Below are 13227 nucleotides of genomic sequence, written 5' to 3' on the forward strand. Positions count from 1 at the left end.
TTTATTAGTATGAAGCAAATTGTTATTTCTCAAATAAGGCTTAATTTTAAACCTGTTAGAACTTTTAGACTTTTTGAATCAGCAAGTTGTCTTTCTTAACCAGTTCTTTAGCACCGTTTCTATACTTGACAAGGTTAATCAGCAACACACTTCCTAAGATTACAAATAGACCAATAATCTGTATAAAAGTAATTTTCTCATTCGTAAAGGTCAGGCTTAATAGAATAGCAACTACTGGATTGACATAAGCATAAGTACTTACCTGTGTAGCAGACCTGACTTTTAATAACCATACATAAGCACTAAAGGCAGCGATCGAGCCAAAAATAATCAGATAAATAATCGAAATCCAGGCATCCAAAGAAACTTGTGACCATTTAAAAGTCTGATATTCAGAACTGAAAATACTGCCAGGGATAAAGAGTAGTCCTGCAGCAATCATCTGCCAAGCCGTATTTACAGTTACTGAGCTGTTAGGATCGGTTTTATATTTCGCATAAAGTGATCCTCCTGCCCAGCCAATAGGGCCAAGAACTAACAATCCCATTCCAATGACCTCTTTTGTACTCTGCTGTGTATTAAAGGAGTGGATCATTTGTTCACCAAACAATAAGATTACGCCAATAAAACCAATGATCACACCGGCCAGCGTAGATTTACTAGTTAAATTCTCTTTCCATTTGGGTTTATCCAGAATCACAAACCAAATTGCTGCAGAAGCCACCATAATAGCAACTAGGCCGCTTGGAATAAATTGCTCTACCCAAATGACAATTCCATTTCCCAAACCCAGCATCAATATGCCGCCAATGGCTGCAATCCTGATGTTTTTCTTATTAAAAATCTGTTCTCCCTTCATCAGACACCAAGAAATTAGCAATCCTCCCGCAATCAGAAATCGGAAAGAGCCTAAAATGAATGGAGGAAAACCAGCAAGGGCTTTTTGAATGAAAAAGTAAGTGGAGCCCCAAACGATGTAAACAATAGCAAAAGCCAGATATACCATTATTGGGGAAGCAGATTTAGTTGGAGCTGTCATAGTAGGTTCAGTAGGCGTTCAATTTATTTTTCTGGGATGACCAATTGTATTTCTTCTTTTACAGTTTCGAGAACAATGGTGGTTCTTATAGATTGTATGGTCGTTATTTTGCTAAATGAGTCTCTCATTAATGCCATTAAGGAAGCCGAATCTGTGGTTCTCACCTTCACTAGATAACAGTCGTCGCCAGCAATAATATGTACTTCCTGTACTTCTTTAATCTTCGACAATTCCGTTGCGGTAGTGGTACAGCCGATACTATGAGAGGCTTTCATGGAAATGAAGGCCAGCAATTTTAAGTCTACAGCGGCAGGATTGATTCTCGCTGTGTATTGTGTAATCACATTCTTCTGTTCTAACTTTTTCACGCGTTCCAGCACCGCAGAGGGAGCCATCTCTAATTCTTTGGCCATGTGCACATTGGAAATCCTTGAATTTTCCTGCATCAACCTTAAAATAGCAAGATCGATCTTATCTAAATTGATGTTGTTTTCGATTATCATTCTATAAATTTATATAAATTCAGAATAATATGCAAAAAATATTTATATATTATGATTATTGTTCTCTTTTGTTGTGTTTGTTGGATTCTGTACAGATAACTGTTTTTAACTCTTCAGCTCAGTTTAATTGCTGTGTTAACGGTGATTTAAAAATTGCACTGTATATTGCCTGTCAACTGGAAACTCAAAATAAGTGATGAAAAATCTAAAGGCCGCACTATTTGATCTTGATGGAACATTAATTGATTCCGAGTATTTTCACTACGAATGCTGGAATGAAATGCAAAAAATCTACTGAAAAAGTATCAGATCAATGCTGCTTTGGAGGATGTGGTGAACTGTGCAGCACTTGGACAAAAGAAAGAAGAATGTATCGTATTTGAAGATCCATTAAATGAATCAAAGCTGCGAAAGCAGCTGGACTAAGGTGTATTGCGATCCAACGTAATTTGGAAGTTCATCCGTCATTAGCCATAGCGGATGAGTTATTCCAGGATCTAGAAGTGGCTAAAACAACATTATTCGCAGCAAGTTGATCAATTCAGCTTATCAGACGAATAACGATACCGACAGCTAAAGATCAGTATCAATAATCTTGTGTTTAAAAGCAAATACGACTAATCCTGCTACATTTTTTGCGCCTGTTTTAACCAATAAATTATTTCGGTGTCCATCCACCGTACGTAAGCTGATCGACAATCTATCGGCAATTTCCGGAGTAGTCAATTCTTCACAAATCAAACCTAATATTTCTTTTTCGCGTTGCGTAAGAGAGGAGCTGGCATCAAAGCCCCTTAGGCTAGTCTTGTTCAGTAGTTTTCCTGATTGTAAGGTCTTTAACACCATTTCATTGAAGTAGAAGCCATTGTGATAAGTAGTTTCAATGGCATTTTTAAGCTCACTCAACTCTGAGTTTTTAGCGATATACCCGTTTACGCCCTGTTGAATCATCCTGGATACATGTTTCTCTTCACCATGGACGGACAGGACAATCACGCGTACATCCGGGAAGGCTATTTTTAACTGTTTAGTAGCTTCCATTCCGTTCATTTCAGGCATGTTCAGGTCCATCAGTACGATGTCTGGTTTAACCTCACCACATTCATCCATGGCTTTTAATAGTTCCAGTCCATTCCCTGCTTCAAACATAACTTCCATGTTTCCAAAGCTTTTGATATTATTCACCAGGCATTCTCTAAACATCACCTGGTCATCTGTAACTGCAATCTTTATCAATTTGTTCATTTTATTAAATTAGTATAGGGAAATAGATGGAGACGCCAAATCCTGGACTATCGGTATGATAGGTCAGCTGGCCACCGTTCATTTCTACTCTGCTGGTGATGTTCTGTATGCCCAATCCTCTGCGAACCAGGTCTTTGTCAAAGCCTATGCCGTCATCTTTGTATTGATACATCACTTCCATTTCAGTGCAGTTAAGCTGTATTTCTACATGTTTTGCAGCAGCATGTTTCACTGTATTACTGATGAGTTCCTGAGTGATGCGGAAAAGTGCAAGTTCTATTTCTGTGCGGCCGCATTTATCGAGTCCTTCGCTTTCAAAGCTTACATCCAGTCCGTCGGAGCCTTCTATCTGAAAACATAATTCTTCGATTGCAGCTGCAATCCCAAACATTTCCAGTTCATTGGGAATCATGTTGTGAGAAATTCGCCTTACACTCATGACGCCCTTATCTACAAGGAGCTTGGTTTCTTTGATCAGGTCGATACCTCCTACCGCATTGGATGCCGGACTATTTTTCTTCTCAAACTGTATAATTTTCATACCGATAGTAGAAAAGATACTGCCTACCTCATCATGTAAATCTTTGGCGACTCTTCGGCGCTCTTCTTCAATTTTTTCAATGTTATTGTGCAATAATTTTTGCTGGTATTCTGCTTCTTTTTCTCTGAGTTTTACCTGCTGGTTATAGAATTTCTTCTGGTATACGAAAAAAAGCACTACTACAGCAGCGCTCAGAATAAACATGACAATCATTCCCGTAAAGAGAAAAAAGTAAACATCTATGTTTTCTTGTGCTGCCATAAGCCAATAAAGATTAAAATATTATTAACAATAGATAGAAAGGCATGGAATTGCCAAACCATCATGTTGAATTTAAAGCTATATGGCAGAATATAATTGCTAATTGTAAACAATAAGAAACTTCCCGAAAAGTAAATAAAGAAGCCGGTATTGATCCAGAATACAGGGCTTTTTTCAATTTGTGTGTAGAGCGTTTGACGGGTAATTTTATAATAATAATATAAGGAAGCACCAATCACCAAAATGCTTTCCAGTGTTCGCGGATAGGTATTAAATATTTTCCAGTCTTGAATACAGGTGGCATTGATTAGGCAAAATGCAAGAAAGCAGGTGATGAGCACCCAAAACCAGATCTTGTCGATATATGTTTTGAAGATTACCTGGTAGAAAAGCATAATCCCGGTAAATTCAACCATCGTGTAAACGTGCAATACCGGAAGGTTATTTTTAAGCTGCGACCATAAATAGGCACTATATGCTCCAAGAGTTGCAATAGAAACCAGGTATAGTGTGATTACTTTTAATTCCTTAGGATAGGACTTGACATTAATCAAAGCCAAAATCAATGGGCAAAGAATGATGCCCATTGAAAAGTACAAATAAATTTTTTCTAGTGTTGAAGCCATTCTTTAATTATAATGGATCAGGTGAGCAGGTAGGTGGACAAGGCATTGTAAAATCGAACACATTGCTATCTACAGGACCCTCAAGGTTTTCTCCAACACCCTTGTTCACCATATCTTGTCCGTAAATATCAACAGGAACCATGATCATTCTCTGCTGTCTTCCTTCTTCCATTGAGTTATCCCAGCCAAAATACATTCTGATGTATTTAACGCCATCTTCCTCAAGCATGTCTTTCAATTCCTGTGCATCAACCAGAAAAGCTTTGATTAGATTTCCTTGTGCCGTCCAGGCAGCAGTCAGTTCTTTAGCTTCAGCTAAAGGAATTTCATACATACTTTTGTTGTGTTTTTCCATGAGTTGTTTTAATTTTTTGGTTTACCGGTCTTTTTTAGAACTTTTGGTTTTAAATCCTTAATCTAAAATAAAACATTCCTTGTTAAGCTCATCAATTATTTACAGCTAATTTATATTTGTTACGGTTTCGTTATTAAAACAGGTATAAATACCTGTTTTTCCATTCGGGTAATCTAGCGCATTTGTACGCTAAACCATTTCCGGATCTTTATCTGTATTGAACCAGTACATTAAACGACCGATTTATTTATGAAAGTTCCAGACCCTTTGTTTATTGCCTACTGGTTGGGTTATGCGAATCAAAAGATGATTATTGAAACGCTCCCGGAAGGGATTGATGTGATCAATTTGTTTAGCCTTAGTCTGGATGTTGAAAAAACATTGCAGAATTTATACCTGACAAGTAATGGAATGAGCTGGGAAAATATCCTTTCAGGTGTCCGGGTGCAGCAGCAAAGAGGAGTTAGGGTCCTGACTTCCATTGCGAGTGCTGTTCATCCAAAAATTTCATGGAATACCATCGCTGATCCCAAAAAAATTGCCGCCAGTATTTATGAATTGGTAGTCAATACCTGGGGGCTGGATGGAATTGATATAGATCCGGAAATGGGTGGTGATGTTCCTAATGATACTTTTATAAAAGTGATTATGGAACTGGCCAAATACTTTGGGCCACGTTCTGGAACAGGTAAAACCATGAGTTATGTTACCTACCAATATTATGCTGATGAGCAATTGTTAAAGCGCTGCAATGCCTGTTTTGATTACGTATCTCTGGCTGGCTATCTCTGGGACGTAGAAACAATGATTCATCAGTTTGAATTATATGCCGGATTGGTAGGTGTTAAAAAGTTATTGATTGGTGTGCAGCCAGGGCATCACCAGCCCAATTCTTTAACAGATGCGATTCAGCTTTCTCAATGGCAACCTGATAATGGCTTAAAAGGGGGGATGATGCTTTTTAACATCAATATTGATCAGGACTTTAATTATACCAGACAGCTGATAGAAGCACTTAAATCAACTGTACAAAGAAATTAAAATATAGGAGCTCTCAAAACTTCTGGCGGAGGCAATTATTTATATTGTTTCCGCTTTTTTGTTTAAAATAGCGTTATAACTTTTCTATGGATTTTCCAAAATACCAGCAAATCCAGCTAAAGAAAGGCGCAGCAATTACATCGGCTGTATAATGTACATGCTGAACCAATAGCAATACGCCAATAATTCCGGCAGCAATGAAAGCAATGGTTTTTTCTCGCTTATTTTCAAGGCATAAAGCACCTAAAAAAACAGTAGCAGTATGACCGGAGAAGAAAAGATCCTTGGTAATGATATTACCACGATAAAATAGAACAGAACATGGATCTATTAAATCGATAATATCTTTTGGCGGATGCAATGGGACAATGGAAATGGTAATGATCCTGGCAGTACACAGAAATATATACGACCATAGTGCAGTCAGGCAAATGGAGGTATTTCTTGACATACGGACAATGAAAAACACTGACATGCCGTAAAGGATAATAAAAATCCACCAAGAGACATCAATTGCAGGGATTTGTGCCAATACCCAGTCGTTTAATACAAATCCTTTCTCTCTATTCTCCACAAAAGCGAAAAAATGAGGGATGAAAAGAAGGATCAGGGCAAGAATAGAGATCCCCAGGATAAACTTAAGTCTGAATGGCGGGTAATCCCAGGCAATTTGCCAGGAGAATTGTTTAAACTGCATTAATGTGTGCTGTTGGTATATTTTAAAATAAACAAAACAAATAACGGAATTAATCTATTATAAATGAATAGCCAAGTTAAGAAATCATGGTTATTTCTATAAATAAATAAGATGTTTAAACAGGTAATTTGTAGGTTTTTAGCTTAAAATAAGCTGAGTTGCTGCGATTTGATTGGTTTAGCATCTCCAAAAATTGTTTTCCCTCCATATTTCCAGGAATCTCTTCTCTCTTTTTCAATTAATGCTTCAAAATTGTCATTGGGAACAAAGTCTTTTTCTACGTTTCGAGAAATAATGCTCAATTGATGAATGGCCTGTTGTTTGTCTGAATGTCCTATTTTTGCCTGCTGAACGGCTTTGCTCAATACTTCTATAGTTTCATCGTAAATGTTTATGGGCACAGGGAAGGGATGCCCATCTTTTCCGCCATGCGCAAATGAAAAACGAGCAGGATCTGTAAAACGAGAAGGTGTACCATAGATAACCTCACTCACCAGTGCTAGCGATTGCAAGGTTCTTGGGCCCATACCTTTCAATAGTAGGAGTGCCTCAAAATCAGTAGGTTGATTTTCTTGCGTGAGCCACAACATGGCACCCAGGCGTTTAAGGTCAACATCCTTCGCTTTCATTTCATGATGGTTAGGCATGATGAGTTTTTTGATTTCCGTGATCATACGATCCGGATGTTCCCTGGTCATGGCCAGCATCGCTTGCTGTGCAGGGGAAGCGGCTTTGTCAACAAGGTTCATAATTTCACCTTGGTGGATACCGCAGACGCCAGTATGCGGCTCTTCTACGAAAGAACGGAGGCTGGAGGAATGCCAGTGATACCTTCTTGCAGTGCCGCTGTCATTTCGCATTCCTTGCTGAATAACAGTCCACAAGCCCTCTTTATTCAGGATGAAATTATGGGTATACAGCTGAAAGCCATCTTGAATGGCCGTATTGTCTACTTTTGCACTAAGCTTGCTGCACCTTACCAGATGATTTCCATCTAAGCCAGTCTGCTGGGCAATATTCAATAATTCTGCAGGAGTGTGTTTTGATCTTTTTCCCTTCCCACCGCAAATATAAAGGCCTAATTCTTTACCATGAGGATTGATCGCGGCTTTTAAAGCGCCCATCACGGAAGTCGTGATCCCCGAAGAGTGCCAGTCCATTCCCATCACCGCACCGAGACTTTGAAACCAAAAGGGATCGCTTAATCGGCGCAATACTTCGGCAGTACCATATTCGGCAATGATGGCTTCTGTAATGGCTAAACCAAGACGGGTCATCCGTTCGGATAGCCAGCTGGGGACGTAGCCATAATGTAAAGGTAAATCTGCCGTTCCTGATGCTTTCATTACTAACAAAATTAGTAAAAATAAACCGTAGTTAAATCAGAAATTAATGGGTTCAGTATAGTTTACCGATAATTTTCCGCTGTTCGTCGGACTTTTTATTGGCTTTGACTCTCGCTGCTTTCCTAGCTGCATAGAATACTGCATTTTTGGAATAGCTAATTCCTAATCACTAAACTAAAAAAAGATGAACATAATGATTTTTAAAACCTCGGTACAGGATCAAAAAGATCTGACTTCGATTAGACCTGTGATGAATACTTTATTCGGAGAAAAAAATTGGTCTTTAGCTTTTGACGATGTAGACAAAATTTTAAGGGTAGTAAGTGCTATTCCCGCGGTTGCAGTAGTGAAACATATTTTGATGAATAATGGTTTCTTTTGCGAAGAACTTCCTTACTCCCTGGACGAATTTAACGTATAAACTTATTTCTTGAATTCGCTGATGTCAACAATTCTATCGTTATCATTTTTTTTCAAAAAGGAAACGCCTTGTTTATTCTTTTGAAAACTGAAGTTGTTTTGCACCCAACTGTAGATTGCCGGTACTTCTGAAGGTAAATCACCTGGGAAAGCTTGTGATAAGGTTTCATCAGTGACAAAATTTACCTGATATAATTCTTTTGGTGTTGCAAAAACAATAGTTTGTCTGTCTGGAGACAGCATCAGGAATTTTCCGGCAATTCTTTGCTCAGGATCTTGTCTTTTTAATATGTAGGCTTTTGCAGTCACACCGGTGATGAAGAAATCATTATTGATCAGATGCCCTGTCCGGCCAAGTCTATTGATGCCTAAACCAGATTTTTCTCCAGGTCCAGGTTTGGTTGGACGCTCTAAACTGACCACTTCCAATTTCCCATCTTTTAAGGAAATGATATAAACTGGTGCTGCCAATGCAGTTGCATCTGCAGTTTGCACAAGTAAGCTCGTTTTCTGTGTATTAATGAATTCTGCAAATGTGAAGTGTTGCGTTGATTTTTTAGGGTCTGAAGGAGCTGTTTGTATACTCACCGTGCTATCTCTGAATTTTACTGACAACCACTCTTCCTGTTCTGGTTTGTTGAGTTTATAGATGGTAATCGAATCGGCCTTTTGTTCTGAATATTGATTAAAGGCTTCGTTTTTTGTTAAAACTCTAGGCACGTAGTTTTTTATCTTTTCTTCTTCTTTACTACAGCCAAAGATCAGTGTGATCAGTGTAAGGGCAAGCAGGCATTTTTTCATAATTGAACGGAAAGTAATTGTGGTCTGTTTATACACAAATATATAAAAGAAAGGGAATTATTGCTAAACAGTAAACTTTACTTAGACGAATGAACTCGAATGTTATTTTGGCTACTGCAATTGGCAGTGACGGTAAAAGCTATGCGATCAACTCGACCTATAACTGTAAGTAATTTGATTAAATAAAGAAAGGGATGTTCCATCCAGACACATCCCTTTTCTAACCAAATATAAACCTGTATGAACGGGTTTTACTTTAAATTTCCGTAGTATTCTACGAATTTAGCTAATGCATTAGAATAGCCCCATTCGTTATCATACCAAGAAACCACTTTCACGAAGTTGTCATTTAATGCAATACCTGCATTTGCATCGAAAATTGACGCATGATCATCTCCTATAAAGTCAGAAGAAACTACTTCATCTTCTGTATATCCTAGCACACCTTTCAAGTAACCTTCTGAGGCTGCTTTCATGGCTGCTTTAATTTCTTCATAAGTTGCTGCTTTTTCCAGACGAACTGTTAAATCAACAACAGATACGTCAGCTACCGGTACACGGAAAGCCATACCTGTTAATTTTCCTTTTAAAGCAGGAATTACTTTTGCTACTGCTTTTGCTGCACCAGTTCCAGAAGGGATAATGTTAGAGAAACCTCCACGTCCACCTCTCCAGTCCTTCGCTGAAGGACCATCAACTGTTTTTTGTGTTGCAGTTACTGCGTGTACTGTGCTCATTAAGCCTTCAACGATACCGAAGTTGTCGTTTAATACTTTAGCGATTGGCGCTAAACAGTTGGTCGTACAAGAAGCGTTAGAAACTACAGTTTGATCAGCAGTTAATAACTCATGATTTACACCCATTACGTAAGTAGGGATCGAATCATCTTTTGCAGGAGCAGAAAGTACTACTCTTTTAGCACCAGCTTGAATATGTTTTTCAGCGTCAACTTGAGTTAAGAATAAACCTGTAGACTCAATTACTGTTTCTACACCTACTTCATCCCATTTTAAGTTTGCTGGATCTCTTTCCGCAGTGATACGGATTGTTTTTCCATTTACTACAAGGTGTCCGTTTACTACTTCAATAGTACCATCAAAACGACCGTGTGTAGTATCGTATTTTAACATATAAGCCATGTAATCCGGCTCAACTAAATCATTGATTGCAACAATATCTAATCCTCTTTTTAAAGCAGCTCTAAAAACCAGTCTGCCGATACGGCCAAAGCCGTTTATTCCAATTTTGCTCATTTTGTTAATTTGAATAGTAGTTTAGTAAATTATATATCGGTTCTTTAGTAATCGATGTTATTTCCAGTCCATGCTTTTTTGCAGTTGCCCGCAGCTCTTCCTGAAAGTTTCCGGCCACAAGTCCTACAAAATGTATTTCTTTACCGGGATGTAATTTCAATGTTGGTAACAAATAAGTGTTAAAATAACTTTCAAATCCTTTCTCTATTATTCCTAACAAAAATTTATCGTTTCTGTTTTCTAAAAAGAAGTCGAAAAAAGAACTTAGAAACTGCTGAGCCAGAGGACGTTTGTATACGCGTTCCAGGATTTGAGGCCTGTCCAGGTTATACTTCAGTTCAAACTTTTTATGCAGGTCTTTTGGCAGTTTATCCTGAACAAAACACTTTAACAGTGTTTTTCCAAGGTAGTTTGCCGAACCTTCATCTCCCAGGATATATCCCAGTCCAAAGTTGTTCTTCTCCGGTTTCTTTCCGTCATAATACGCGCAATTTGCTCCGCTTCCCAATAAACCTACAATTCCAGGGTTATTGTAACAGGCAGAGATCGCTGCACCATACAGGTCGTCTTTAACCGTTATTTTACTGTATCTAAAGAACATTCCAAGCGTTTCCGCTAATTCATTTCTTCTTTCTTCTGAGGAAGCACCAGCAGCAAAAACATAAATTTTCTTAATGCTTTCTGCGTGATTCACCAGAATCGTTTTTTTATTTAAGAACTGAAGTATAGACTTCTGGTCATTAAAACAGGGGTTAATTCCTGGCATATTGCATTCAGCAATGGTTTTTCCATCTTGTGCAATTTTCCAGTACGCTGTTTTAGATCCACTGTAAACTACGGCTATCATAATTAAATGGATAAAACCTTAGTCATTTCTAACAGGTCGCTTTCCAATTTAAAAGTGTGCCTGGTTAGCGCTTCGTCTATACTTGTCGTCTTTATATCATTTCCACGTAATCCAACCATCTGCATGGTACTTCCTTTCAATAATTCATTCACAGCTGCAAAGCCTAAACGACTGCCTAAAATTCGGTCGAAACTACTTGGGCTGCCTCCACGTTGCAGGTGGCCTAATATCGTAACTTTCGTGTCATAATGGTTAAAACTCTCTTTCACTTTTTTCGCAACATCATAAGCACCACCGGCTTTATGGCCTTCTGATACAATTACAATGCTAGAAGATTTCTTGGTAGATGCGCCAATTGCCAATTGTGAGATCAGTTCATCCAGATGGGTTTCTTTTTCCGGTAGGAGTACTGCTTCTGCGCCACTGGCGATCGCACTTCTCAAGGCAATGCATCCCGAATCTCTGCCCATTACTTCAATAAAGAATAAACGGTCATGGGAATCGGCAGTATCTCTGATTTTATCTATTGCTTCAATAACGGTATTTATTGCCGTATCGTATCCTAAAGTGAAATCTGAGCCGTATAAATCATTGTCGATCGTGCCTGGAATTCCAATTACACGAATTCCGAACTTCTTTCCAAAAAGCTGTGCGCCTGTAAATGTACCATCACCTCCAATCACTACCAAGCCGTCAATATCACGTGCTTTTAAGTTTTCAAAAGCCAGCTGCATTCCTGCTTCAGTCTTAAACTCCAGACAACGCGCTGTTTTTAAAATGGTACCACCTAAGTGTATAATGTTACTAACGGATCTTGCGTCCATTGGCTTGATGTTGTTGTTGATCAAGCCCTGATAGCCCTGCAAAACCCCAAACATGTTGATTCCATTGTATATGCCGGTACGTACTACTGCTCTAATGCAGGCGTTCATCCCTGGAGCGTCTCCTCCAGATGTCAATACGGCGATATTTTTAATATTTGGTTTCATGATTTGTGATTACGAATATAGCGTGTATTTTTTACACTAAGTAATTTATTTTTTATTTTCCTATGTAATTAGGATGCAAGTGTATTTTTTTGCCTCAATGTTTAAAAATTTAATATTTTTTATAGGTTGATCAAAGGTATTTGTTGCTGTAATGATTTAGTGGCGCCAGGAAAAATAAGATTCCAGGCCAACATTTCTACAAAAATCAGCATCTAATCTTTATAAACAAGATTCATCATCCCTGCATCCGAAGGATTAGCGCATGCAATATAGAAAACACGACTGAAAAATCCGATTCATAACCTCATTTCCTGGCAGATTCTTTTGCAACATTATTTTTATAATTATACTTTTCATTTTGTTTTTAACTTAAATCCTGTTAATCTTGTTAAAACGAGATATTATTTAAGAACTTTATAGATTAAACCCGAGTGGAGGAGATGAGAAGTACAGAACCGGGTGTAAGGGAAACGAATAGAAAAGATAAATAATCTACAGAAATTAACGCCTTAATTGAATTCAAGGCAGATTGAAAAATAAGTTTGATAAATAAAATTAGATATTTTGAAAGAAGTCTTACCAAAGTTTAATTCCACTTTCTCGATTGATTGTGTGCTGTTCGGATTTGATGAAGGAGAATTGAAAATTCTTTTGATTGAAAGAAACGAGGAACCATTTAAAGACTGGTGGGCATTGCCAGGAAATATAGTTGGAGAAGACGAAAGTTTAGACCAGTCGGCCTCCCGTATTTTGCATGAGCTAACCGGTTTGGGTGACGTGTATATGGAACAATATTACACCTTTGGGGATGTGAACCGACATCCACAAGGAAGGGTAGTCAGTATTGCCTATTATGCGCTCTTGAGGTTAGGAGGTGATAAAGCCTTGAAACCATTGAGCAATTATGCCAAACAGGCCCATTGGATCAATGTGCAGAACTTGCCAAAGCTGGCATTTGATCATCAGCAGATCTTCGATAAAGGGCTGGAGAAAATTAAAAGAAGAATCAAGCATCAGCCCATTGCTTTTGAGCTGTTACCTGAGAAATTTACCCTCACACAGCTGCAGAATGTTTATGAAATTATCTTGAGTAAAAAACTGGATAAAAGAAACTTTAGAAAGAAAATGCTGAGCTTCGGCGTACTGAAAGATCTGGAAGAGAAACAAAAGGGAGTAAGCTTTAGGGCAGCAACCTTGTATAAATTTGACAAGCGTAAATACGCCAAATTATTTGGCAAAGAGATCTCTTTTTAGTCTCAGATG

Annotated in this window: 16 protein-coding genes; 4 read left to right on the top strand and 12 right to left on the bottom strand. The window is 38.2% G+C overall.

Annotation, left to right across the window (positions count from 1 at the left end; all coding sequences use genetic code 11):
* Positions 1–64 precede the first annotated feature (64 nt).
* Both K7X70_RS05080 and K7X70_RS05085 read right to left on the bottom strand, forming a co-directional pair.
* The gene (locus K7X70_RS05080) at positions 65–1039 is read right to left on the bottom strand and encodes an EamA family transporter (RefSeq protein ID WP_222536040.1); all 975 of its coding nucleotides are present in this window, start codon (positions 1037–1039) and stop codon (positions 65–67) included.
* A 23-nt stretch (positions 1040–1062) separates the two neighbouring features.
* Positions 1063–1542, bottom strand: a complete 480-nt coding sequence (locus K7X70_RS05085; protein WP_222536041.1) for an Lrp/AsnC family transcriptional regulator — start codon at positions 1540–1542, stop codon at positions 1063–1065.
* Positions 1543–1738: 196 nt separating this feature from the next.
* Here K7X70_RS05085 and K7X70_RS24525 point away from each other — a divergent pair, with 196 nt between their 5' ends.
* Positions 1739–1840, top strand: a complete 102-nt coding sequence (locus K7X70_RS24525; protein WP_368388286.1) for an HAD family hydrolase — start codon at positions 1739–1741, stop codon at positions 1838–1840.
* Positions 1841–2115: 275 nt separating this feature from the next.
* On the opposite strand, the gene K7X70_RS05090 is transcribed toward K7X70_RS24525, so the two are convergent.
* The 4 genes from K7X70_RS05090 to K7X70_RS05105 are packed head-to-tail and all read right to left on the bottom strand — an operon-like array spanning position 2116 to position 4570.
* Positions 2116–2787 carry a response regulator transcription factor gene (locus K7X70_RS05090; protein WP_222536042.1) on the bottom strand — a complete coding sequence of 224 codons (672 nt, stop codon included), beginning with the start codon at positions 2785–2787 and terminating at the stop codon, positions 2116–2118.
* 4 nt (positions 2788–2791) lie between these two features.
* Positions 2792–3589, bottom strand: a complete 798-nt coding sequence (locus K7X70_RS05095) for a sensor histidine kinase (RefSeq protein ID WP_222536043.1) — start codon at positions 3587–3589, stop codon at positions 2792–2794.
* Entirely contained in the window at positions 3568–4215 is a 648-nt protein-coding gene (locus K7X70_RS05100; protein WP_222536044.1) for a hypothetical protein, read from the bottom strand. The genes K7X70_RS05095 and K7X70_RS05100 overlap by 22 nt, the downstream gene beginning before the upstream one ends.
* A 7-nt stretch (positions 4216–4222) precedes the next feature.
* Positions 4223–4570, bottom strand: a complete 348-nt coding sequence (locus K7X70_RS05105; RefSeq protein ID WP_222536045.1) for a hypothetical protein — start codon at positions 4568–4570, stop codon at positions 4223–4225.
* A 249-nt stretch (positions 4571–4819) separates the two neighbouring features.
* On the opposite strand from K7X70_RS05105, the gene K7X70_RS05110 reads away from it, so the two are divergent.
* Entirely contained in the window at positions 4820–5611 is a 792-nt protein-coding gene (locus K7X70_RS05110; protein WP_222536046.1) for an EndoS/ChiA family endoglycosidase, read from the top strand.
* A gap of 73 nt (positions 5612–5684) precedes the next feature.
* Here the strand turns inward: K7X70_RS05110 and K7X70_RS05115 are convergent, their stop codons facing one another.
* Positions 5685–6308 (bottom strand): phosphatase PAP2-related protein, encoded by a 624-nt coding sequence (locus K7X70_RS05115; protein WP_222536047.1) that lies wholly within the window; start codon positions 6306–6308, stop codon positions 5685–5687.
* 143 nt (positions 6309–6451) lie between these two features.
* Positions 6452–7654 carry a DUF763 domain-containing protein gene (locus K7X70_RS05120; protein WP_222536048.1) on the bottom strand — a complete coding sequence of 401 codons (1203 nt, stop codon included), beginning with the start codon at positions 7652–7654 and terminating at the stop codon, positions 6452–6454.
* 184 nt (positions 7655–7838) lie between these two features.
* Here K7X70_RS05120 and K7X70_RS05125 point away from each other — a divergent pair, with 184 nt between their 5' ends.
* Positions 7839–8075 (top strand): hypothetical protein, encoded by a 237-nt coding sequence (locus K7X70_RS05125; RefSeq protein WP_222536049.1) that lies wholly within the window; start codon positions 7839–7841, stop codon positions 8073–8075.
* A gap of 2 nt (positions 8076–8077) precedes the next feature.
* On the opposite strand, the gene K7X70_RS05130 is transcribed toward K7X70_RS05125, so the two are convergent.
* The 4 genes from K7X70_RS05130 to pfkA form a co-directional block, all read right to left on the bottom strand.
* Positions 8078–8875, bottom strand: a complete 798-nt coding sequence (locus K7X70_RS05130) for a hypothetical protein (protein ID WP_222536050.1) — start codon at positions 8873–8875, stop codon at positions 8078–8080.
* 251 nt (positions 8876–9126) lie between these two features.
* Positions 9127–10128: a type I glyceraldehyde-3-phosphate dehydrogenase gene (gap, locus tag K7X70_RS05135; RefSeq protein WP_062547140.1), complete on the bottom strand. Its 1002-nt coding sequence runs from the start codon at positions 10126–10128 to the stop codon at positions 9127–9129.
* Positions 10129–10132: 4 nt separating this feature from the next.
* Entirely contained in the window at positions 10133–10975 is an 843-nt protein-coding gene (locus K7X70_RS05140; protein ID WP_222536051.1) for a hypothetical protein, read from the bottom strand.
* Positions 10976–10977: 2 nt separating this feature from the next.
* Positions 10978–11964, bottom strand: coding sequence for a 6-phosphofructokinase (gene pfkA / locus K7X70_RS05145; protein WP_222536052.1), 987 nt, complete (start codon positions 11962–11964; stop codon positions 10978–10980).
* Positions 11965–12528: 564 nt separating this feature from the next.
* Here pfkA and K7X70_RS05150 point away from each other — a divergent pair.
* The gene (locus tag K7X70_RS05150; RefSeq protein ID WP_062547143.1) at positions 12529–13218 is read left to right on the top strand and encodes an NUDIX hydrolase; all 690 of its coding nucleotides are present in this window, start codon (positions 12529–12531) and stop codon (positions 13216–13218) included.
* The last annotated feature ends 9 nt before the right edge of the window (positions 13219–13227 follow it).

The organism is Pedobacter polysacchareus, from assembly GCF_019802255.1.
Taxonomy (GTDB): domain Bacteria; phylum Bacteroidota; class Bacteroidia; order Sphingobacteriales; family Sphingobacteriaceae; genus Pedobacter; species Pedobacter polysacchareus.